The following is a 22,776-nucleotide window of genomic DNA, read 5'->3' as shown; positions in this document are numbered from 1 at the left end:
CGTTACGCCCGCTCGAAGCCGCGGTGCCGTTCCCAATCGGTCACGACGCGCAGGCTTTCCTCGATTTCCCAGCGCGCGGCGTGATAATAATGCTCCACCACCTCTGCCCCCAGCACGCGCGAGAGGAAAGAGGAATCCTTCAGCGCCTCGGCCGCCTCGATCAGCGAGCGCGGAATTTCCGGCGCGGTCTCGGACTGATAAAGATCGCCGTTCACCGGCTGGCCCGGATCGAGCATCTGTTCGATCCCTTCCAGCCCCGCCGCCAGAAGCGCCGCGCAGGCCAGATAGGGGTTCAGATCGGCGCCGCCGATGCGGCATTCGACGCGGACGGACTTGGTGTTCTCGCCGCAGATGCGATAGCCCGCGGTGCGGTTGTCCAGCGACCAGACCGCCTTTGTGGGCGCGAACATGCCGACGCAGAAGCGCTTGTAACTGTTCATGTAAGGCGCCAGGAACACGGCGATGTCGCGCGAAAACGCCAGCTGCCCGGCCAGGAAATGCCGCATCACCGCGCTCATCCCATGTTCGGCCGCGGGGTCGTGAAAGGCGTTCTTGTCGTCCTTCCACAGCGACTGGTGGATATGGCTTGAAGACCCCGCCTTGCGGTGATCGTATTTCGCCATGAAGGTGACACTGGCCCCGTGGCTTTGCGCGATTTCCTTCACGCCAAGCTTGATCAGGCTGTGCATGTCGGCGGTATCAAGCGCGTCCGAATATTTCGCGTTGATCTCTTCCTGACCGGCCTCGGCCTCGCCCTTCGAGCATTCGATCGGGATCCCCGCGCCATAAAGCTTGTTGCGGATGTCGCGCATGATTTTCTCATCCCGCGCCGAGCCCATCAGGTTGTAGTCCACGTTATAGCGCGCCATCGGCGTGGGCAGCGGATAGCCCGCGTCAAACAGCGCCGGAAAGCTTTCCTCGAACAGGAAGAATTCAAGCTCGGTCGCCATCATCACGTCAAAGCCCATGGCTTTCGCGCGTTCGATCTGCCGTTTCAAGACCGTGCGCGGCGCATGGGCAACCAGCTCATGCGTGTGATGATCCAGTACATCGCACATCACCAAAGCCGTGCCTGGCGCCCAAGGGATCCGTCGCAAGGTCGCCAGATCCGGCTTCATCACATAATCGCCATAGCCGCGCGACCATGAAGACGCCTTGTAGCCCGGCACGGTGATCATCTCCATGTCGGTCGCCAGCAGATAGTTGCAGCAATGCGTCTCCTCATGCGCGCTTTCCAGAAAATGCGCGGCGTGGAAACGCTTGCCCTGCAAGCGGCCCTGCATGTCGCAGAGGCAGGTGATGACAGTGTCGATCTCGCCCTTCGCGACGGCATCGGTCAGCGCGGCAAAGGTCAGGTTAGCGGGCATCTCTCTCTCCTATTCGGGCGGGGAAAGGGCCGGGGGTGCCCCGGCCCCACCGATCAGTAGCGATAGGGCACGCCGGCCTTGACCATCGTGTCGTTGTATTTCTTGATGATCTCGACCACCTTCGCCTTGAGCGGGCTCTCAGTGGCGATCTCGTCCCAGAATTTATGCGCGGCTTCCTCGATTTTCGCATAATCCTCGGGCGGAAGCGAGGTCAGCGTCATGTCGGCACCCTCGACGCGCAATTTCGCTTCGCCCGCCCAATACCACCACTGACGGCGGTAATGCGACTGGTCGAAACAGGTCTGCATCAGCTGTTGCAGATGCGGCGGCAGGGCGTTCCAGCGCTCCATATTGGCGAAGAAATGCCCGATCCAGGCGCCCGAGATGTTGTTGGTCAGGAAATAGGGCGCGACCTTCGACCAGCCCGCGGTGTAATCCTCGGTGATGCCCGACCAGGCCAGACCGTCCAGCTCGCCCGTCTGCAGCGCGACTTCGACATCTTCCCAGGGCAGCGTGACCGGGATGACACCGAACTGCGCCAGGAACCGCCCGGCGGTCGGGAAGGTGAAGACGCGCTTGCCCGACAGATCGGCGAGCGACTTCACCGGCTCCTTCATGTTGAAGTTGCACGGGTCCCACGACCCCGCCGAGATATGCTTGATGCCGACCTTGGCGTATTCTTCCTTCCAGATCTGATCGAGACCCCATTCGTTGAAAAGCGCAGGCACATCGAGCGAATAGCGCAAGGCCAGCGGGAAATAGCCGCCGAACACCGTGACTTCCGTGGGCGAGGCCATGGAGTCATCATCCGACTGCACCGCATCGATGGTGCCGTTTTGCATCGCGCGGAACAGCTCGCCCGTCGGCACCAGCTGGTCCGAGGTGTAAAGCTCGATCTCCATCTGGCCATTCGCGATGGTGTTGAAAGCGTCGATGGCCGGTTTCACCACCTGCTCGGCCAGCACCGTGCCGGCATAGGTCTGCAGCCGCCATTTGATCGGCGCCGATTGCGCCAGCGCGGGCGTGGCCAGCCCCGCCGCAACACCCACCGCGCCGGTGGTGAGGAAGGTCCGTCTCGTCGTCGTCATCTTTCTCTCCTTGTCGGTTGATGCCCCATTTTCGGGGTCGTTCGTGTCAGCGCCCCAGCATCGCCTGCGGCAGCCAAAGCGCGATTTGCGGAAACACCATGATCAGCACAAGCGTCAGCACCATCACCAGAACAAAGGGCCAGACCGAGCGGTAGATCACCGGAAGCGTGTAGTCCGGCGGCGCCAGCGCCTTCATCAGGAACAGATTATAGCCAAAGGGCGGCGTGAGGTAGGCGATCTGGCAGGTGATGGTATAAAGCACGCCATACCAGATCAGATCGAAACCCAAGGCCTTGGCAAGGCTGACATAAACCGGGGCGACGATGACCAGCATCGCGGTATCGTCCAAAAACATCCCCATGATCAGGAAGCTGACCTGCATCAGCACCAGAATCTGCCAGGGCGCCAGCCCCAGATCCTCGGTGAAGAAGCTCTGGATCGACCGGCCCGCGCCAAGCCCGTCAAAGACCGCGCCAAAGGACAGCGCCGCGGTGATGATCATCATGAACATCACGGTGATCAGCAGCGTCTGTTTCGTCGCGGTCTCCAGCACATACCAGCTCATCCGGCCCTTGCCCCAGGCGACCAGCACGGTCGCCGCCACGCCGATCACCGAGGTCTCGGTCAGGCTGGCCCAGCCGTTGATGAAGGGAACCATCATCGCGACGAAGATGAAGACCGGCAGCAACCCCGCCCGCAGCAGGCTGAATTTCTCGGCCCGGGTGATCGCGGCGCGTTCCTCGGCCGACATCCGCGGCGCCAGCGCCGGGTTCGCCCAGGTGCGGATGACGATGTAAAGGATGAACAGCGCCGCCATCAAAAGCCCCGGGACGATCCCGGCAAGCCAGAGATTCGACACCGGCTGACGCGCGATCATCGCGTAAAGCACCAGCACGACCGAGGGCGGGATCAGGATGCCAAGGCTGGAGCCCGCCTGAATCACGCCCGAAATCATCAGCTTGTCATAGCCGCGCCGCTGCAGTTCGGGCAGCGCGATGGTGGCGCCAATGGCCATGCCCGCGACCGAAAGCCCGTTCATCGCCGAAATCAGCACCATCAGCATCACCGTGCCGATCGCCAGCCCCCCCGGCAGCGGCCCGAACCAGACGTGAAACATCCGGTACAGATCCTCGGCCAGCCGGGTTTCGCTCATCACATAGCCCATGAAGACGAACATCGGCAGCGTCAGCAGCGCGGTCCATTTCATCAGCTTCATCACCGCGGAAAAGCCCATGTCGGACCCGCCCTGCCCCCAAAGCGCCAGCGCGGCGACCACGGCGACCACGCCGATGGCGCCAAAGACACGCTGGCCGGTCAGCATCATCAACAGCATCGACGAGAACATCAACGCGGCAATGGTGTTGTAATCCATCAGAGTTTCACTCCGCGCAGGGTGGCGACATCGCGGATCAGCAGCGCGACCGCCTGCAGCAGCATCAGCCCGAAGGCAAGCGTGATGATCGACTTGATCGGCCACAGCACCGGGCGCCAGGCGGTCGGATTTCGTTCCGACATTTCAAAGGAATAGACCGTGCTGTCAAAGGCGCCATAGAGCATCACGCCCAGATAGAACATCAGGCAGAAGACGGTGAAGACATCGGTCAGCGCCCGCCCCTTGTGCGAAAACCGCCCGTAGATCAGATCCATCCGCACGTTCACGTCGGTCTGCAGCGCAAAGGGCGCCCCCAGCATGTAATAGGCGACCAGCGTGAACTGCGCCATTTCCAGCGTCCAGAGCGCCGGGACATGCGCGGCCTTGGTCAGCATCGAGACGATCATGATCGCCATGATGACGTACAGCAGATACATCGCGAACCGGCCGACGCGCCGGTTCAGCCCGTCAATGAAATGCACATAGGCGACAAGGACACGGGGCATCAGGCGGCCTCCTTTGTTGCACGCGGTTGCATCGGCGCCGCGGCAGGCCGCCTCCGGGCGCGGCGGTCCGCCGCCGCGCATCCGGTGATGACGACCGCGCCTTTTGTCGGTTCTTCCACCCTGGCTCCCTGGTCTTGACGGCGATTCTGCGATCTCCTGTGATGCAGGCTTGACCGGACGCAAGAAACTGTCAACTTCATTTCAGGGGAAGCAATTCTGTTACAATCTGTTCGGCAGGGGCAAACCGCCTTTGCCGCAGCGAGGTGCCCGTTTTGGCGGCAGGCAAGGCCACGATCGAGGAGCAGCTGCGCGGCGCGATCGACACGATGACGCGCGCGGAACGGCAACTGGCGGGCCATGTGCTGCGCCATTATCCGCTGGCGCTTCTGGGCTCGGTGACGCAGCTGGCGCGGGCGGCGCAGGTCAGCTCGCCCACGGTGGTGCGGCTGGCGCAGAAGATGGGCTTTGGCGGCTATCCGGGGCTGCAGGGGGCGGTGCGCGACGAGCTGGAGGCGCGGCTCGAAGGTCCGCTTTCGAAACACGACCGCTGGTCGGCGCGGGCGCCCGAGGGCCATGTGCTGAACCGCTTCGCCGATGCGGTTCTGGGCAATCTGCAGGCGACGCTGGCGCAGATCGACCAGCAGGATTTCGACGCCGCGGCGCATCTGATGGCCGATCCCGCGCGCAAGGTCTTTGCCACCGGCGGCCGGATCACGCTTGCCATGGCGGAATATTTCGTCACCCACATGAAGGTGATCCGGCCCGAGGTGGAGCTGCTGATGCCGGTCTCGAACGCCTGGCCGCCCGCACTCCTGGAGATGCGCCGGGGCGATGTCCTGCTGGCTTTCGACATCCGCCGCTATGAGAACAACGTGCTGCAACTGGTTGAAATGGCAGCCGAACAAGGGGCCGAGGTGGTGCTGGTCACCGACCCCTGGATCAGCCCCGCGGCGGCGCATGCGCGTTATCGGTTCTCGGTTCAGGTCGAGGTGCCCTCGGCCTGGGACAGCACGGTGGCGATCCAGCTTCTGGTCGAGACGCTGATGGCGGCGGTGCAGGATCTGACCTGGCAAAGCACCGCAGAGCGGATGGCGCGGCTGGAAGCACTTTACGAACGCGCGCGGTTCTTTCGCGGCCGCAAGTAAGGAAAGGAGGGGGCGCTGCCCCCTCTTGCCCTCTCGGCCAATTCACCCCCCGGGATATTTGAAGCAAGATAAATGAAAACCGCAGATCGTGCTTTCATCTTGCTCCAAATATCCCGGGGGTGCGGGGGCAGCGCCCCCGCCCTCAGGCGCCGATCACCAGCAGATCGGCCGCATTGAGGCCGAGCGTGACCTCGGTCCCCACCTGCGGCGGCGCGGCATGGCTGTTGTTGAACGTGTCAAAGGCGATGGGCTGGCCCGCCAGATCGGCACGCAGCCGGATCACCGAGCCAAGGAAATCGACCTCGCGGATCGTCGCGGTCAGCCGCGTGTCGTGGTTGCCCTGCCCCAGCGTCACCGCCTCGGGGCGCAGGCCCAGCGTCACCGCGCCGGGGGGCAGCGGCCGGGCCAGGGCAATCTCGGTCGCGCCCAGCCGCACCCGGCCCGTGGCGGCGTCCAGCACCTGCACGTCAAGCGTGTTCAGCGTGCCGACGAAGCCCGCGACAAAGCGGGTGGCGGGGCGGTTGTAGATGTCAAAGGGCGTGCCGACCTGATCGGCGATGCCTTCGTGCATCACGACGACCCGGTCCGACATCGAAAGCGCCTCTTCCTGGTCATGGGTCACGAAGATCGTGGTGATGCCCAATTCGCGCTGGATCGCCCGGATCTCGTTGCGAAGCGACACCCGCACCTTGGCATCCAGCGCCGACAGCGGCTCATCGAGCAGCAGCACCGAGGGTTTCGGCGCCAGCGCGCGGGCCAGCGCCACGCGCTGCTGCTGGCCGCCCGAAAGCTGGAACGGATAGCGGTTGCCCAGCTCGGGCAGGCCGATCAGCGCCAGCATCTCCTCGACCCGTTTCGCGATCTGCGCGCGCGGCGTGCCCTTGACCTTGAGCCCGAAGCCGACGTTCTGCGCCACGGTCAGGTTCGGGAACAGCGCATAGGCCTGAAACACCATGCCGATATTGCGCTGGTTCGGCTTGAGATCCGTCACCTCCTTGCCCGCGATCGAGATCGTCCCGGTCGTCGGCGTCTCGAACCCCGCCACCATGCGCAGCACGGTGGTTTTCCCGCAGCCCGAGGGGCCCAGAAGCGAGATGAACTCGCCCTTTTCGACGGTCAGGTTGAAGTCCTTCACCACGCGCAGCGTGCCGAAGCTTTTCTCCAGATGGGTCAGCGCAAGATAGCTCATCGCGGGGCCTTGTCGTGTTTGGTGAACCGGGTGACGAGCTGGATCAGCCCCATGCAGGCCCAGGTGATGATGAAGGCGATGGTGGCAAGCGCGAACGGCTCATAGGCGCGGTTGGCCCCCATCAGTTGCAGATAGGGCCCGAAGGCCGGACGGTCCAAAAGCGCCGCAAGGGTGAATTCGCCCATGACGATGGCAAAGGTGACGAAGGCGCCCGAAAGCACCGAAACGAGCACATTGGGCAGGATCACCCGCGCCAGGATCGTGCCCCAGCCCGCGCCAAGCGATTGCGCGGCTTCCGTCAGCGTCGCCACATCGATGGTGCGCAGCCCGGTGTCGATGGCGCGATACATGTAGGGCAGGCTCAGCGTCGCATAGCCGAACAGAAGCAGCAGGTTGGTGCCCGATGTCGTGCCGGTCAGCGGCAGCCAGCTCGAGGTGTTGTAAAGCCGGATATAGCCGAAGACGATGACGATGGCCGGGATGACGAGCGGCAGCAGGGTGACGAATTCGATCACCGGGCGCCAATGCGGCAGCTTGAGCCGCACCCAGAACGCCGTCGGCACCACCAGCACGACGCCGAAGACGATGGTCAAGACCGCCATCAGCACCGAATAGGAAAAGGTGTCGCGAAAGCGCGGATCGGCAAAGACGACGCGGTAAGCCTCAAGGCTGTATTCGCCCCGCGTCATCGACAGCGAGAATTCGACAAGCCCGACCAGCGGCAGGATGAAATAGGCCATGCCCAGAAGGAAGATGGCCCAGGCGGCGGCAACTTTCATTTCAGCCACCTTTCGGAGCGCATCCTGAGCCAGATGTAAAGGATATTGGCCAGCGCGGTGATCAGGATCATGCCGAAGGCCATCGCATAGCCCAGATGCGGATTGCCCAGAACGTCACCGCGGATCTGCGCAAACAGCATGATCGGCACGATGTTCAGGCTGGACCCCGTCAGCGCGATGGCGGTGGCGACGGCGCCGAAGGCATTGGCGAAGAGCAGCGCAAAGGTGCCCAGAAGCGACGGAAACAGGATCGGCAGCGCGACCGAGGTCCAGTATTGCACGGCACTTGCGCCAAGCGATTGCGCCGCCTCGCGCCATTCGCGTTTCAGCCCGTCCAGCGCCGGGGTGATGATCAGGATCATCAGCGGGATCTGAAAGAAGATATAGGTGATCGTCAGGCCCCAGAACGACAGGATGTTGAAGCCGTAAGCGCGCAGGTTGATGCCGAATTCGGTGCGCAGCCAGACGGTGACCAGGCCCAGCGGCCCCAGCGTCGCCAGAAAGGCGAAGGCGAGCGGCACCCCCGCGAAGTTCGAGGCGACGCCGGAAAAGGTCAGCAGCGGCGCGCGGATGACCCGCGGCAGCCCGCCCAGCACCATCGCGGCGGCCATCAGAAAGCCGATCAGCGCCCCCAAAGCCGCCGAGGCCACGGAAATCTTGATCGAGATCCAGTAGCTCGCCAGGATCGAGGGGGTGAAAAGCCCGATCAGGTTTTCAAAGGTGAAACTGCCATCGGCGCGTTGAAAGGCACCGATCACGATCTTCATCGTCGGCGCGATCAGGAACAGGCCCACGAAGAGCGCGAAGGGAACGATGCCCAGCCAGGCAAGGCTCAACCGTCGGCGGGACGGGGCGGCGGGGGGGGATGTGTCGGTCACGGCGGCCCTTGGTCGAGAGCGGGAAAACCGCCCCCGGGGACCCCGGAGGCGGCACGGTCTTGCGAGCCGGTTACTGGACGTTGGCGCCCACGACCTTGTCCCAGCCCTCGGTGACGGCGGCCTTGTTGGCGGCCTGTTCGTCCAGGCTCGGGAAATAGGCCTTGGCATAGGCTTCCGCCGGGGGCAGCGCCGCCAGCAGGTCAGCCGGAACCTTGCCCGCCGCCGACATCGCGTTGAAGCGCGCCGGGTGGCAATAGCCCTTCAGCCAGAGGTTCTGACCTTCATCCGAATAGAGATATTCCATCCAGAGTTTCGCGGCATTCGGATGCGGCGCATAGGCCGAGATCGCCTGCACATAGACGCCCGCCAGAACGCCGGTTTGCGGCACCACCACCTCGACCGGCGGGTTGCCCTTGAGAGTGTCGCGCGCCGACAGCGCGTTGTAGTCCCACATCACCACGATCGGCGTGGCCCCCTGCGCCAGCGTGCCGGCCTTGCCGATGACCGGCACGAAATTGCCCGCGTCGTTCATCGCCTTGAAGTAATCAAGCCCCTTGGCACCGGCTTCGGCCCCCGCAGCACCGCCATTCGCCATGCCCGCCGCCAGAACCGCCAGGATCGCCTGGTTCGAGGCGCGCGGATCGCCCGCCAGCGCCACCTGACCGGCATAGTCCGATTTCAGCAGATCGGCCCAGTCGGCGGGCGGGGTCGGCACCAGATCCTTGTTCACCATGAAGGACATGACGCCATAGTAATCGCCATACCAGTAGCCGTCGGCATCCTTGATTTCGGCCGGGATCTCGTCCCAGGTCGAGACCTTGTAGGGCTGGATCAGCCCCTCTTCCTTGGCTTGCGGGCCAAAGGACAGGCCGACGTCGATCACGTCGGGGGCCTGCGGGCCGGTGTTGCCCTTGTTGGCGCGAATCGCCTCCAGCTCGTCGGCCGAACCGGCGTCGGGGTTCAGCTCGTTCACCTTGATGTCGGGATACTTGGCCTTGAAGCCCTCGATCACCGCGCCGTAGCCGCACCAGTCATGCGGCAGCGCGATCGTCGTCAGCTGGCCTTCGGCCTTGGCGGCAGCTTCCAGCGCGGCCAGATCCTCGGCGTGAACAAGCGCCGTCGTGGCCATCAGCAAAGCCGCACCGGCAAGGACGTGCATCGGTTTCATCTGTCTCTCTCCCCGTTATCGGAAGGTTGGGCCCACTATGGGCACCAGCCAGCACCTAGGCGCGTTCTGTGACAGTCTGTTGACAGCCAGGCCCCCGGCGGTCGGTCGTGGCCGACAGGCGAAGACTTGCCCGAAAACCAGCCGCTTGCAACATTTCTGTTATCGATCCGTCACATTCAGCCGGAACGCGAGCTTGCCGCTGCGGCAGGTCGCGCAAGCCCCGCTGCGGGGGGTGGATTTTTCGGGCAACTGCGTCATTCTTGATCTGGAGCGAACCGAAAGGGAGGATGAAATGGCCGAGATTACCAAGGATTTCACCGGGCAGACGGTGATCTGCACCTTCGAGATGACCCCCGCGACAGCGATCGAGCTGATGGAGGCGCTGCAATCGGCCTATGCCGAGTGCATCAGCAAATCGCCGGGCTTCATCGGCGCGGGGCTGCACATGAACGACGCCCACACCCGCATCGCCACCTATTCGAAATGGGAAAAGCGCGGCGATTATCAGGCGATGCTGCGCAGCCCCGAGATGATCACCCGCAATCGCCACATCGCCACCTTGTGCCGCAGTTTCGAGCCGGTGATGTATGAGGTCGCGGCCGATTTCTAGGTCCGCTTCGGCCCGATTCAGGATTCGTTAACCCTGCGGGCGCAGGATCGGTGCATGAGCCTCATGGACCGATTCCCGCTTCCGGGGCAGACCCGGTTCTTCACACTCCGCCTCGCGCGGGTTGGAAGCCGTCTGCTTGTCGATCACATCGCAGACCTGCGGGCCGCCTGGGCCGCGATGGTCGCCGACCATCCCACCGTCTGCGGTGCGATGGTGGTTCTGCCCGATCACCTGCATGCGGTGCTGACGCTGCCACCGGGGCCGCGGGCGGTTTCCGTGCGCTGGTCGCAGCTGCGCCGCGATTTCGCGGGCCGGGTGGCCCCCGAGGCGCCCGAAACAATCTGGCAGCCCGAGATCCTGATCGAGCCGCTGCCGGATGCGGCCGCGGTGAACCGGGCGCTGGCCGCCTGCTGGGAGGCGCCGGTGCGGCTGGGGCTGGCGAAACACCCCGAGGACTGGCCCTATTCCTCGCTGCACCGCGATCTGCGCATCGCCGCAAGGCGGCGGTTGGGGGTCTAGGCCCCTGCCCTTTTTGACCGAGGCCATCGCCGAGGTCATGCGCGACATTTGCCCCGTGACCGCCGGGGGCCCAAAGGCCCTCGGCCAGCGCCCGCCCCGCCCTCGGCGGGCGCTGGCCTCTGCTGCGCTTGGGGAAACGGTCGTGCCGGGCGGTTGCGCGACGGGCGGGGAAACGCGATGCGTTTCCTGTTCCGCCCGATCCAGCGATCGGGGCAACCTCAGCTCTGATCCCGCCAGCGGTTCACCATCGGATAGCGCCGATCCAGCCAGAAGGCCCGAGTCGTCAGCCGCGGCCCGGGCGCGGACTGGAAGCGCTTCCATTCCGAGATGTAAAGCAGATGCTCGATCCGCTTCACCGTCGCGCGGTCAAACCCGGCCGCGACGATCTGATCAACCGACTGATCGCCCTCGACCAGCCGCTCCAAAATCGCATCCAGAACCTCGTAGGGCGGCAGGCTGTCCTGATCCGTCTGGTTCTCGCGCAGCTCGGCGCTCGGCGGCTTGTCGATGATCGCGACCGGAATGATCTCGCCCGCGGGCGCCTGCATCCAGGGCCGATGCGTCGCGTTGCGCCAGCGGCAGGTCTCGAAGACGCGGGTTTTATACAGATCTTTCAGCGGGTTGTAGCCCCCCGCCATGTCGCCGTAGATGGTGCAGTAGCCCACCGCCACCTCGGATTTGTTGCCGGTGGTCAAAAGCATCGCGCCGAACTTGTTCGAAATCGCCATCAGGATCACGCCGCGCAGCCGCGACTGGATGTTCTCCTCGGTCACGTCGGGCGCGGTGCCCGCCAGCACATGGGCCAGCGCGCCTTCGACCGCCGCCCGCGGCCCCTCGATCTCGACCGTGTCAAGCCGCGCCCCCAGCCGCCGCGCCAGATCGGCGGCATCGTCAAGCGAGCCCTGCGAGGTGTAGCGCGAGGGCAGCATGACGCAATGCACATTCCCGGCCCCCAGCGCATCGGCGGCAATCACCGCCACCAGCGCGGAATCGATCCCGCCCGAGAGCCCCAGAACCACCCTGGAAAACCCGGATTTGCGCAGATAATCCTGCAGCCCCAGCACCATGGCGCGGTAATCCTGCTCGATGTCGCCGGGCGGCGCGACGATGTCGGCCGGCACCGCCCGCCAGTCTGCCGCCCCGCGTTCCAGATCGACATGCACCACCGCTTCCTCGAAGGCGGGCAGCTGCACGGCCACCGATCCATCCGGGTTCAAAACGAAACTGGCGCCGTCAAACAGCTGGTCATCCTGCCCGCCGACCATGTTCAGATACAAAAGCGGCAGCCCGGTTTCCGCCACCCGCGCCCCGGTCACCTGGCGGCGCAGATCCAGCTTGCCGCGCCGATAGGGCGAGCCATTGGGCACCATCAGCACCTCGGCCCCCGCCGCCGCCAGGGCCCCTGCCACATCCGGATGCCAGGCATCCTCGCAGACCGGCACGCCCAGCGCCACCGGGCCAAGCCGCAAGGGGTCGCTGACAGGCCCTTGATCGAAAAGCCGCATCTCGTCGAAAACATCGTCATGCGGCAGGTGATGCTTCAGCGCGCGGGCGATCACCCGGCCGTCCTTGAGCACCCACCAGGCGTTGTAACTTCCTGTTTCATCGACATAAGGCCCGCCGATGCCCAGCGCGGGGCCATCCACCACCTGCGCCGCCAAAGCCGCCATCGCCGCCATCGCATCGCGCAGGAAGGCCGGTTTCAGCACCAGATCCTGGGTCTGATAGCCGGTCAGGAACATCTCGGGCAGCGCCACCAGATCGGCCCCCGCGGCGCGGCCCGCCTGCCAGGCCGCCATCGCCTTCTCGGCATTGGCGGCCAGCGCCCCCACCGTCGGGTTCAGTTGCGCAAGGGTGATGCGGAAACGATCGGTCATGCTGGATCCTGTCTGTTGCCCCTGATGTAACGCCAAGGGCGGGCGGGGAAAAGCACCCGGGCGCGAAATCCGCGGCCGCCGGGCGCTTGTCACGCTTTTGGCACGCCATTAGGTTTGCGCCGATCGGCCATCAGTCAGGGGAAAAGCATGGGGCAAGCGGGCAAGCGGGGGCTGATGCTGGCGGCGGCGCTGGTTGTCGCCGCGGCGGCGGCACCGGCCGAGGAGGTGCTGACCAAGCAATATCAGGACGGCGGCATCTACGAGGGCACGTTCAAGGACGGCAAGCAGGACGGCCATGGCAAATACCGCCTGCCCTCGGGCTATGAATACGAAGGCGACTGGCAGGCGGGCGAAATCGCCGGTCACGGCCGGGCACGGTTTCCCGACGGCTCGATCTACGAGGGCCATTTCACCCGCGGCAAGCCCGATGGCCGCGGCAAGATCACCTATCCCGACGGCGGCACCTACGAGGGCGACTGGGTCGCGGGCGAAATCACCGGCACCGGCGTCGCGCTTTATGCCAACGGCACCCGCTACGAGGGCCGGTTCGCCAATGCGCTGCATGACGGCACGGGCGTGCTGACCGGCCCGGACGGCTACCGCTACGAGGGCGACTGGGTGCAGGGCGTGAAACAGGGCCGCGGCAAGATCACCTACCCGGACGGCGCCCGCTACGAAGGCGAGATGGCGGGCGGCCAGCGCGCGGGCCGCGGCAAGCTGATCCTGAAGACCGGCGTCACCTATGAGGGCGACTGGAAGGGCGGCCGGATGGAGGGTCGGGGCGTGCTGCTCCAGCCCAATGGCGACCGCTACGAGGGCGCGATGGTGGCGGGCAAGCGGCAGGGCAAGGGCCGGGTGACCTATGCCAACGGCGATCTTTACGAGGGCGAGTTTCTGGCCGACAAGCCGCAGGGTCAGGGCCATTTCCGCGGCGCCGACGGCTATGATTATACCGGCGGCTGGGTCGAGGGCCGGATCGAGGGCACCGGCCGGGCGCAATTCCCCGACGGCTCGGTCTACGAGGGGGCGTTCCGCAACGACATGCCCGAGGGCCAGGGCCGGATCACCTATCCCGACGGCGCCAGCTACGAAGGCGGCTGGGTCGCGGGCAACATCGCCGGCCGGGGCCTTGCCCGCTATGCGAACGGCCTTGTTTATGAAGGCGAATTCCTGGAGGCCCGGCAGCATGGCAAGGGCCGGATGACCTATCCGGACGGCTATGTCTATGACGGCGACTGGGCCGACGGCACAAGGCAGGGGCACGGCCGCGCCCTTCATCCCGACGGCACGATCTACGAGGGCGGCTTCGAGGCCGGGCAGCGCTCGGGTCTTGGCAAGCTGATCCGGCCCGACGGCTTCACCTATGACGGCATGTGGCGCGACGGCGAGATCGACGGCCCGGGCAAGGCCATCTATGCCAATGGCGATGTCTACGAGGGTAACTTTGTCCATGGCCGCCGTCAGGGCAAGGGGGTGATGCGCTATGCCTCGGGCAAGGTCGCGGGCGGCACCTGGGCCGAGGACCGTCTGGCCGAACCGGCCGAGCCGCTGCCCCCACCGCCGCCGCCGCCATCCCCGCCGCCGCAACCGCAAGCCCAGCCGCCCGGCAGCCCCGACTGAGGCCCCCGCAATCCTGCCGCGATTTTTCATGCCCGCACTGCCGTTATTGGCAACTATGCCGCGAATACGGTAGAATGGTAAGAAATCGGTAGGGGAAACCGGGGTATTGCTGACACAGGCGGGATTCGGCCGGTGTGGGCAGTCCGCGCGGAACGGCCCGCAGCGATCGGGCAGGTGGGTGTGTTGGCAAGTCAGCAGTCCGACATTGATGGCCTCGACAGCCGCAAAGAAATCGACCGCCTGTTCGATCTCGAATACGGCCGGCGTCTTGATGCGGCCTTCCGTTTCGGCCTGATCCTTTCCGTGGGCGTGGTGCTGCATTTCTACCTCGACAGCCTGATGGCGGTCTGGTGGATCGCGGCGCAGGTCCTCGGGCACATCGTGCATTTCCTGTTCCTGCGCAGCCGTGGCGAGATCTGCTCGCGCCGCGATGTGCTGATTGCGGGGGCGGTGTTCTGGTATCTGGTCGCCGCCTTCATCTGGCTGCCCGCCGAGATGATCACCACCGCGGACCCGGCCTTGCGCATCGGCGGCGCGGCGGGGATGGGGGCGATGCTCGTCTTCCTGATCTATCGCTCGGACCGGGTGCTGGCGATCATGCTGGGCGAGATCGCGGTGATCGGCGCGGCCATCGGCTGGGTGGTGTTCCGCACCATCCAGCAGCTTGACCATCCCGGCGCGATTCTGGGCACGGTCCTGGCGGCGGCGGGGCTGCATGTCTATTTCTCGCTGACGCTGCTGGCGCATCGGCGCATCCGGATCGAGGCGGAACGGGCCGCGCTGCGCTCGGTCCAGGCCCAGAAGATGGAGGCGATCGGCCAGCTTGCGGGCGGGGTTGCCCATGATTTCAACAACATCCTGACCGCAGTGATCGGCAATCTCGATCTTTACGACGCCATGGACACCGAGGCCGAGCGGCTCAATGCGGTGACCGAGGCGAAGACGGCGGCCCTGCGCGCGGCGGAACTGGTCAAGCAGCTGCTCGCCTATGCCCGGCGCACGCAGATGCGGATCGCGCGGCGCGATGTCGGCGCGCTGCTCGAACAGCTGCAACTGCTGACGCGGCGGCTTCTGCCCGCCTCGATCACCCAGAGTTTCGAGGCGCCGCAGGCGCCGCTCTGGGTGGCGCTGGATGAAAACCAGTTCATCACCGCGCTGGTCAATCTGGTCGTCAACGCCCGCGATGCGATGCCGGGCGGCGGCACGCTGACGGTCTCGGCGCGGCCGGTGCATCTGTTCACCGACGACGTGCAGCCCGATGGCACCATCCTGACCGCGGGCGATTACGCCGAGGTGACGGTGGCCGATACCGGCTGCGGCATCCCGCCCGAAATCATTCGCCGCGTCACCGAACCCTTTTTCACCACCAAGGCGGTGGGTCAGGGCTCGGGGCTGGGGCTGAGCATGGTGGACGGATTCGCCCGGCAATCGGGCGGGCTTCTGACCATCGACAGCTCGTCCGAGGGCACGGCGATGCATCTTCTGCTGCCGATCGCCCCCGCCGAGGAAACCCGGCCCGACACTGCCCCCGACACTGCCCCCGACACTGGCGACGACATCCCGCCGCCCGAGACGCCGCAGCCGCAGGGCCGGGCGCAGCCGGGCGGGCGCGGCCCCGCGCCCGGGCTGCGGATCTCGCAGGCCTGAGCCGCGCCGCCATTTTCCGGACCGCGCATTTTCGGGCTTTTCATTTTCCCGCCGCCCCGCCATAGTCCCGCCATGGCACGGAACTCGATCAGTTTCATCGGCAAGCGCGGGGCTTTCGCCCCCCTTTCGTCCGTGCGCGGCCTCCTTCTTCTGAGCCTGCTCTGAGCGTGCCCCCGGGCGCGACCGCTCAGATGTATCAGCGCCCACCCCCCGAACCCCAGGCGAGACGCTGGCATTCGGGAGACCGCAAGGCTAAGACACCGACATCGCACATTCTCAGGCCCAGACCATGACCGACAAATCCCGCGTTCTGATTTTTGACACCACGCTGCGCGACGGCGAACAATCGCCCGGCGCCACCATGACCCATGACGAAAAGCTCGAAATCGCCATGCTGCTCGACGAAATGGGCGTCGACATCATCGAAGCCGGTTTCCCGATCGCCTCGGAAGGCGATTTCGAAGCCGTGTCCGCGATCGCCAAGGCCTCGAAAAATTCCGTCATCGCCGGGCTTTCGCGCGCCAATTACAAGGACATCGACCGCTGCTGGGAGGCGGTGAAACACGCCGCCCGGCCGCGCATCCACACCTTCATCGGCACCTCGCCGCTGCACCGCGGCATCACCAACCTCGGCACCGAGGAAATGCTCGAACGCATCCACGACACCGTGACCCATGCGCGCAATCTCTGCGAAGACGTGCAATGGTCGGCGATGGATGCGATCCGCACCGAGCGCGATTACCTGTGCCGCGTCGTCGAATGCGCGATCAAGGCGGGCGCCACCACGATCAACATTCCCGACACCGTGGGCTACACCCTGCCCTCGGAGAGCTCGGACATCATCGCGATGCTGCTCGAAAAGGTGCCGGGCGCCGACGAGGTGATCTTCGCCACGCATTGCCACAATGACCTTGGCATGGCGACGGCGAATGCGCTCGCCGCGGTTTCGGCCGGGGCGCGGCAGATCGAATGCACGATCAACGGCCTGGGCGAGCGCGCGGGCAACACTGCGCTGGAAGAAGTCGTGATGGCGATCAAGGTCCGCAAGGATCTGATGCCCTTCACCACCGGCATCGACACGACGAAGATCATGCATCTGAGCCGCCGCGTCGCGCAGGTCTCGGGCTTCCCGGTGCAGTTCAACAAGGCGGTCGTCGGCAAGAACGCCTTCCTGCACGAATCGGGCATCCATCAGGACGGCGTGCTGAAAAACGTCGAAACCTTTGAAATCATGCGCCCCGCCGACATCGGCCTGACCGAGACCAACATCGCGATGGGCAAGCATTCGGGCCGCGCCGCCTTGCGCACCAAGATGCGCGATCTGGGGTTTGAACTCGCCGACAACCAGCTCAACGACGTCTTCGTGCGCTTCAAGGCCTTGGCCGACCGCAAGAAGGAAGTCTATGACGACGACCTGATCGCGCTTCTGACCGACAGCACCGCGAACACTGATCACGACTTCCTGCAGGTGAAATGGCTGCGGGTGATCTGCGGCAGCGACGGGCAGGAAGCGGAACTGAAGATGCTCGTCGATGGCGTTGAAAAGACGGCGAAATGTGCGGGCGACGGCCCGGTCGACGCCTGTTTCAAGGCGGTGCAGGCGATTTATCCGACCACGGCCGAGCTGAAGATCTATCAGGTCCATGCCGTGACCGAAGGGACGGATGCGCAGGCCACGGTGTCCGTGCGTCTGGCCGAGGATGGCCGCATCGTCACCGGCTCGGCCGCCGATACCGACACGATCCTCGCCTCAGTCAAGGCCTATGTCGGCGCACTGAACCGTCTGCGCGTGCGCAGCCAGAAGACCGCGCCCGATGCCGATGTGAAATCGATCAGCTACAAGCTGTAATCCGTCCAGCACGAACGCCCCCGGCCTTGCGGACCGGGGGCGTTTTCTTGCGGGTTCAGAACAGGAAGTCGGCCTCGGTCAGCCCGCCGGTGCCGACCAGCGCGTCGATCTGGAACACCAGATCGGGGGCGGCATCGGCGTCGGTGAAGACGCTGACCACCGTCGCGCCATTGACCACATTCGTCACCACCGCCCCGGCGCCATCGGCCACCAGCGCCAGATGGAACTCTGCCCCGGGCGCCAGCGCCGACAGGTCGATCCGGTCCTGGCCCAGCTCGAAACGGGTGATGTGATCGCTGCCGCCCACCGAATTGAGCGAATCGGCCGTGGTCAGAAAGACGAAGGTGTCCGCCCCCGCGCCGCCCTCCATCGTATCCGCCCCGGTGCCGCCGATCAGCACATCGGCGCCGTCCTCGCCGCGCAGCAGGTCATTCTCGCTGCCGCCGTCGAGCCGGTCGTTGTCGGTGCCGCCCGAAAGCTGATCCGCCCCCGCATCGCCGAAGAGCGCATCCGCCCCGCCGTCGCCGAAGACCCGGTCATCGCCCGCATCGCCCCGCGCCAGATCCGCCCCGGACCCGCCGGAGAGCAGATCATTCCCGGTCCCGCCCGACAGCGTGTCATTGTCGAGCCCGCCAAAAACGCTGTCATGGCCCGCATCGCCACTGACCCGGTCGGCCCCGGCCTCGCCCTCCAGCCGGTCCGCCTCGGTGCCGCCCGACAGCCGATCCCCCTCGGAGCCGCCAAAAAGCGTGTCCGCTCCGGCGCTGCCCGCCAGCGTATCCGCGCCGCTGCCGCCGACCAGCACATCGGCGCCCGCGCGCCCGTCGATCCGGTCGCCGCCCGCGCCGCCCTCCAGCCGGTTGGACAGCGCATCGCCCGAAATCGCATCCGCGCCCGAGGAGCCGAGGACATTTTCAAAGCCGTGATAGCTGGTGGCAAAGCTGCGCCCGCTGACCAGATCGATGCCGTTGAAGACGCCGGGCGGCAGAAAGACCGCGGGCAGGCTGGCGAAGCTGAGCGTGTCGATCCCGGCGCCGCCCTCCAGACGGTCGGCCTCCGTGCGGCTTTCAAGCTGCACGACATCATTGCCGCTGCCGCCGTCCACCGTGTCATTGCCCGCCCCGCCCGACAGCGCGTCATTGCCCGCATCGCCGGACAGAAGGTCGTCATTTTCGCCGCCCGCAAGCTGATCGTTGCCGGTGCCGCCCGCCAGCTGGTCGTTGCCGGTGCCACCCGAGAGCGCGTCGGTCCCGTCACCGCCCGACAGCGTGTCGGCGCCGCTCTCGCCAAACAGCCGGTCATTGCCGCTGCCCCCGGTCAGACCGTCATTCTCGGTGCCGCCCAGGATCGTGTCATTGCCGCTGCCGCCATCGATCAGGTCGTTGCCGCCAAGGCCGGAGATCCGGTCGTTGCCGCCAAGGCCCAAAAGGCGGTTGGCCACGCCCGAGCCGATCAGCTGGTCGCCGAAGCCGCTGGCGGTCACGTTCTCGATGCTGATCAGCCGGTCGCCCGCGGCCAGGCCGCCCGATTGCGCCGCGCCGGACCCCAGGTTGACCGTGATCGCCGCCTCCGAGCGGCTGTAATCGACGGTGTCGCTGTCGGCGCCGCCGTTGATCGTGTCGCGGCCCGCGCCCGCCACGATCGTGTCATTGCCCGCCTCGCCGAAGATCTGGTCATCGCCCGAGACGAAGCCCGCCAGCGCCGCATCGACGATGCGGTCATGGCCGGTGCCGCCGAAGACGGTGTCGTTGCCGTCGGTGATGGTGATCGTGTCATTGCCGCCCAGCGCCGCGACGCGGTCGTTGCGAAAGCCGGGAAGGCCGAAGGAGAAGGCGTCGTCAAGGCTGTTGGCGCCGTTGGTGCCGATGATGTCCGACATGGAAGGAACCTTTCGGTTGGGGGTTGCGTGGGCTCACCTTGCCCGGTTGCGGGCGACGGCGCTGTTCCGCAGGGAACAGGCTTGCCAGACGGCCCCGGCCCGGCCAGCATGGGCGGGTGGGAAAGGGGCCTGAGATGCGGGATCTGGCGGGCAAACCGGCGTTCTGGCGCTCTTTCGCGCTGTTTCAGGGGCTGGATGCGGCGGCGCTGGCGGCGCTGGCCGCGGGGGCGCGGCAACAGCGGTGGCAGCCGGGCGAGGTGCTGTTTCAGCGCGGCGATCCGGGCGACTGGATGGTGGCGCTGGCGGCGGGGCGGGTGAAGCTGACGCTGCTGGCCCCGGCCGGGCGCGAGCTGATCCTGCGCCATGCCGAGGCGGGCGACACCTTGGGCGAATTCGCGCTGGTCGATGGCGAGCCGCGCTCGGCCGATGCGACGGCGGTGCAACCGACGACGGGCTTCGTGCTCGACCGGGCGCGGTTCACCGCACTGGCCGGGGCGCATCCGGCGCTGGGGCTGTCGGTCGCGCGGTATTTCTGCCGCCGCCTGCGCGAGACGACCGAGCAGCTGGAGGGCATCGCGCTTTATCAGCTGGAAGCCCGGCTGGCGCGGTTTTTGCTGTTCAGCCTGCGGCAGCTGAACGGTCCCGATCTGCCGCCGACGGCGGTCTTGCGGCTGGAAATCTCGCAAGGGGAGCTGGCGGCGGTGCTGGGCGCGAGCCGTCCCAAGGTCAACCGGGCGCTGCAGGCGCTGGAGGCGGCGGGGGCGATCTTGCGTCAGGACGGGGCCTGGACGCTTGATCCGGTGGCGCTTTCGGCCGCCGCCGAGCCGGAGGCGTGATGGCCTGGCGCGGCGCGGTCCTTGCGGTGACGGGCGCGCTTGGCCTGTTGCTGGCGCGGCCGCCCGCGCCGGTGCGGGGCCTGCAGGAGCGGATCTTCGCCCCCCTGCCCCGCCCGGCCGCAAGCCGCGGCATCGTGGTGATCGACATCGGCGCCCGGGACGAGACCGGGGCGGTCTGGACCCGGGCGGCGACGGCGCGGCTTGTGGCGCGGCTGGCGCAGGCGAAGCCGCGGGTGATCGGCCTCGACATGCTGATCGCGGGGGATTGCGACGGCGCCCCCGCCCGCGATCTGGCCACGGCGCTGCAGGGTCAGCCCGCGGTGCTGGGGCTTTTGCTTTCCGACACCCCCGGCCCGGCCCGGCCGCCCGCCCGGCTGGGCCTGACCGGGCCGCTGCCGCTTTGGCAGGCGCCGGGGGCCGAGACGCCCTGCCCGCAACTTGCCGGTCACGACTGGGCGGTGATGGCGCTGATGGGCGGGGCGGATGCCACCGTGCGCCATGTCCCGGTCGCGGCAGAGGTGGGGCGCCGGGCCCTGCCCGGTCTTGCCGTCGCCATCGCCGCAAGGGCCGAGGGCGTGCTGCCGCTGATCGGCCCCGCCGGGCTGCGGCTTGGCGCCCGGACCTTTGCGCTGGAGGCGGGCAGCCTGCGCTTTGCCGCCTCTGCCCCCGCGGACTGGCCCGCCCGCACCCTGCCCGCCGCCGCCGTGCTGGCCGGGCAGGAACTGCCGCCCGAAGACGCCGTGGTGCTGATCGGATCGAGCCTGCCCGAGCGCGGCGGGCTGCGCCCCAGCGCGACCAGCCCGGTGATGCCCTCGGTGCAGATCCTTGCCGATGCGGTGGCGGGGCTGCGGTCGGGGCAGCTGCCGCATCGCCCGGGCTGGGCCCCGGCGCTGGAAGGCGGTTTCGTCACCCTTGCGGGGCTTCTGACGCTGCTCGTGCTGCTGCGCCTGCGCCCCGCCCGCGCGGCGGCGCTGGCCGCGACTTTGGCTGCGCTCTGGGCCGGGGCGGCGGTGTTTTTCGGCCGCGGCGGGCTGCTGCTCGACCCGGTCCTGCCCGTCGCCGCGCTGGCGCTGATCCTGCTCACCGCGCTTTTGGGCCGCGCCGCAGCCCTTGCCCGGGCCGAGCGGGTGCTGCGCGACCGCATGGGGCAACTGCTGCCCCCCGCGCTTGTCAGCCGACTGGCCGCGCAACCGCGGCTGATGCGGCTTGACGGCGAAACCCGCGAGGTCACGGCGCTTTTCACTGATATCGAAGGCTTTTCCGCCGCCACCTCGGCGATGGGCGCGGTCGAGATGGTGGCGCGGCTTGACGCCTATTTCGCGCTCACCTGCGCCATCGTGCTGCGCCATGGCGGGATGATCGACAAGCTTGTCGGCGACAGCCTGCATGCGCTGTTCAACGCCCCGCTGGATCAGCCCGGCCACGAGGCGGCGGCGCTGGCCTGCGCCGCCGAGATTCTGGCCGCGACAGAGGTATTCGCCCGCGAAAACAACGGCTTCGGCAAGACCCGGATTGGTGTCGAATGCGGCCCCGCGGTCTTGGGCGATGTCGGCTTCGGCACCCGCATCGATTACACGGCGCATGGGGTGGCGGTGAACCTCGCCGCGCGGCTGCAAGAGGCGAACAAGTCGCTGGGCACAAGGATCTGCATCGGCCCGACGCTGGGCGCGCGGGTGCCGGGGCTTGTGCCGCTGGGCGAGACCGAGCTGCGCAGCTTCGGCCGGCTTGCCCTTTACACGCTCAGGGCCTGAGCCCGACCAGGGCGAAGGCGGCGGCGATCCGCGGCGCTTTCCACGGCGCGACGGCGCCCGGCGCGGCCCCCGGGCGGGCGATGTCGACGCCCTCGCCCGGTCCCAGACGCCGGGTCTCGCCCCCCGCCGCCACCTCGACGCGGCCGCGTGCGACGAAGATGCCGTAAACCCCTTTCGACGGGCCGCAGAAGAACCGCGTGCCGCGCACGCCGATGCGGGCAAAGGCGCCCTGCACCGTCAGATCGAGTTTCGGCAGATCCTCGGGCCGGTCGAAAACCATCGCGCCGCCGATGCTGACCACCCCGCCCAGATCGGCGGTGAAGCGATCAAGGGTGAAGCGGGTTTCGGGGCCAAGGGTGATCCGCGTCGCGGTGAACAGCTCCAGCGCCGCGGTCGAGGCGGCCATGGTCGCGATCTCGTCCCCCTCCATCAGCGGATCGCTTTGATGCAGATCGGCGCTTGTGCCGGCCCGGGTCAGGCTGGCCCGCCCGGTCAGCGCCCGGGTGGTGCCGATCGCGGCCTGCGCCAGCGCAGCGCGGGGCGCCAGCGCAAGCGCCGCAGGCAAGGACAGCAGAAGACGTCGGCTGATGGTCATGTGACCCCCGTTCGGAATGTCCCGGGGCCCCCGGCCGGTACCGCGCTTGCACCGCGGTGCCGCCCCTTTTCCGGATGTTCCGAAGTCCCCCGCCCGAGTAT

General features: G+C 66.7%; 19 protein-coding genes. 8 read left to right on the top strand and 11 right to left on the bottom strand.

The features are described 5' to 3' along the window. Positions 1-2: 2 nt before the first annotated feature. Genes RCAP_RS06805 through RCAP_RS06790 form a run of 4 tightly spaced genes read right to left on the bottom strand, consistent with a single transcriptional unit; the run spans position 3 to position 4,333 of the window. Entirely contained in the window at positions 3-1,367 is a 1,365-nt protein-coding gene (locus tag RCAP_RS06805; RefSeq protein ID WP_013067102.1) for a glutamine synthetase family protein, read from the bottom strand. Between the two features lie 53 nt (positions 1,368-1,420). Continuing rightward, a complete protein-coding gene (locus RCAP_RS06800) occupies positions 1,421-2,455 on the bottom strand; it encodes a TRAP transporter substrate-binding protein (RefSeq protein WP_013067101.1) in 1,035 nt (344 codons plus the stop codon). A gap of 46 nt (positions 2,456-2,501) precedes the next feature. Further along, a complete protein-coding gene (locus tag RCAP_RS06795; RefSeq protein ID WP_013067100.1) occupies positions 2,502-3,827 on the bottom strand; it encodes a TRAP transporter large permease in 1,326 nt (441 codons plus the stop codon). Next, the gene (locus RCAP_RS06790) at positions 3,827-4,333 is read right to left on the bottom strand and encodes a TRAP transporter small permease subunit (protein WP_013067099.1); all 507 of its coding nucleotides are present in this window, start codon (positions 4,331-4,333) and stop codon (positions 3,827-3,829) included. The genes RCAP_RS06795 and RCAP_RS06790 overlap by 1 nt, the downstream gene beginning before the upstream one ends. A gap of 272 nt (positions 4,334-4,605) precedes the next feature. Between RCAP_RS06790 and RCAP_RS06785 the strand changes: the two genes are divergently transcribed. After that, positions 4,606-5,478, top strand: coding sequence for a MurR/RpiR family transcriptional regulator (locus RCAP_RS06785; protein ID WP_013067098.1), 873 nt, complete (start codon positions 4,606-4,608; stop codon positions 5,476-5,478). A 142-nt stretch (positions 5,479-5,620) separates the two neighbouring features. On the opposite strand, the gene RCAP_RS06780 is transcribed toward RCAP_RS06785, so the two are convergent. From RCAP_RS06780 to RCAP_RS06765, 4 genes are all read right to left on the bottom strand, one after another. Next, on the bottom strand, positions 5,621-6,667 hold the full coding sequence (locus RCAP_RS06780; protein WP_013067097.1) for an ABC transporter ATP-binding protein: 1,047 nt from the start codon (positions 6,665-6,667) through the stop codon (positions 5,621-5,623). Beyond that, a complete protein-coding gene (locus RCAP_RS06775) occupies positions 6,664-7,446 on the bottom strand; it encodes an ABC transporter permease (protein ID WP_013067096.1) in 783 nt (260 codons plus the stop codon). Before RCAP_RS06775 ends, RCAP_RS06780 begins: the two co-directional genes overlap by 4 nt. Beyond that, the gene (locus tag RCAP_RS06770; protein WP_013067095.1) at positions 7,443-8,324 is read right to left on the bottom strand and encodes an ABC transporter permease; all 882 of its coding nucleotides are present in this window, start codon (positions 8,322-8,324) and stop codon (positions 7,443-7,445) included. The genes RCAP_RS06775 and RCAP_RS06770 overlap by 4 nt, the downstream gene beginning before the upstream one ends. A 70-nt stretch (positions 8,325-8,394) precedes the next feature. Further along, complete coding sequence (locus RCAP_RS06765) at positions 8,395-9,453, bottom strand: ABC transporter substrate-binding protein (protein WP_238530248.1); 1,059 nt, start codon at positions 9,451-9,453, stop codon at positions 8,395-8,397. A gap of 331 nt (positions 9,454-9,784) precedes the next feature. On the opposite strand from RCAP_RS06765, the gene RCAP_RS06760 reads away from it, so the two are divergent. Beyond that, positions 9,785-10,102, top strand: a complete 318-nt coding sequence (locus RCAP_RS06760; protein ID WP_013067093.1) for an antibiotic biosynthesis monooxygenase family protein — start codon at positions 9,785-9,787, stop codon at positions 10,100-10,102. 54 nt (positions 10,103-10,156) lie between these two features. Further along, the gene (locus RCAP_RS06755; protein ID WP_013067092.1) at positions 10,157-10,621 is read left to right on the top strand and encodes a hypothetical protein; all 465 of its coding nucleotides are present in this window, start codon (positions 10,157-10,159) and stop codon (positions 10,619-10,621) included. A gap of 218 nt (positions 10,622-10,839) precedes the next feature. Here RCAP_RS06755 and RCAP_RS06750 read toward each other — a convergent pair whose 3' ends face one another. Then, entirely contained in the window at positions 10,840-12,498 is a 1,659-nt protein-coding gene (locus RCAP_RS06750; protein WP_013067091.1) for an NAD+ synthase, read from the bottom strand. A 147-nt stretch (positions 12,499-12,645) separates the two neighbouring features. Here RCAP_RS06750 and RCAP_RS06745 point away from each other — a divergent pair, with 147 nt between their 5' ends. The 3 genes from RCAP_RS06745 to RCAP_RS06735 all read left to right on the top strand — a co-directional run bounded on the left by RCAP_RS06745 (position 12,646) and on the right by RCAP_RS06735 (position 17,614). Then, positions 12,646-14,118, top strand: a complete 1,473-nt coding sequence (locus RCAP_RS06745; RefSeq protein WP_013067090.1) for a 2-isopropylmalate synthase — start codon at positions 12,646-12,648, stop codon at positions 14,116-14,118. Positions 14,119-14,301: 183 nt separating this feature from the next. Further along, positions 14,302-15,765 (top strand): sensor histidine kinase, encoded by a 1,464-nt coding sequence (locus tag RCAP_RS18405; RefSeq protein WP_148214846.1) that lies wholly within the window; start codon positions 14,302-14,304, stop codon positions 15,763-15,765. 289 nt (positions 15,766-16,054) lie between these two features. Beyond that, the gene (locus tag RCAP_RS06735; protein WP_013067088.1) at positions 16,055-17,614 is read left to right on the top strand and encodes a 2-isopropylmalate synthase; all 1,560 of its coding nucleotides are present in this window, start codon (positions 16,055-16,057) and stop codon (positions 17,612-17,614) included. A gap of 55 nt (positions 17,615-17,669) precedes the next feature. On the opposite strand, the gene RCAP_RS18400 is transcribed toward RCAP_RS06735, so the two are convergent. Then, the gene (locus RCAP_RS18400; protein WP_013067087.1) at positions 17,670-19,493 is read right to left on the bottom strand and encodes a calcium-binding protein; all 1,824 of its coding nucleotides are present in this window, start codon (positions 19,491-19,493) and stop codon (positions 17,670-17,672) included. Positions 19,494-19,627: 134 nt separating this feature from the next. Between RCAP_RS18400 and RCAP_RS06725 the strand changes: the two genes are divergently transcribed. Together RCAP_RS06725 and RCAP_RS06720 are read left to right on the top strand one after the other, a co-directional pair. Next, a complete protein-coding gene (locus RCAP_RS06725) occupies positions 19,628-20,329 on the top strand; it encodes a Crp/Fnr family transcriptional regulator (protein ID WP_013067086.1) in 702 nt (233 codons plus the stop codon). Then, positions 20,329-22,080, top strand: coding sequence for an adenylate/guanylate cyclase domain-containing protein (locus tag RCAP_RS06720; RefSeq protein WP_013067085.1), 1,752 nt, complete (start codon positions 20,329-20,331; stop codon positions 22,078-22,080). The genes RCAP_RS06725 and RCAP_RS06720 overlap by 1 nt, the downstream gene beginning before the upstream one ends. Here RCAP_RS06720 and RCAP_RS06715 read toward each other — a convergent pair. After that, positions 22,070-22,675, bottom strand: coding sequence for a FecR domain-containing protein (locus tag RCAP_RS06715; RefSeq protein ID WP_013067084.1), 606 nt, complete (start codon positions 22,673-22,675; stop codon positions 22,070-22,072). The two genes, RCAP_RS06720 and RCAP_RS06715, sit on opposite strands and share 11 nt — an antisense overlap. Between the last annotated feature and the right edge of the window lie 101 nt (positions 22,676-22,776).

Source organism: Rhodobacter capsulatus SB 1003, assembly GCF_000021865.1.
Taxonomy (GTDB): Bacteria; Pseudomonadota; Alphaproteobacteria; order Rhodobacterales; family Rhodobacteraceae; genus Rhodobacter; species Rhodobacter capsulatus_B.
Note: the sequence above shows the minus strand (reverse complement) of the source record. Positions and strands in the feature narration are given on the sequence as shown.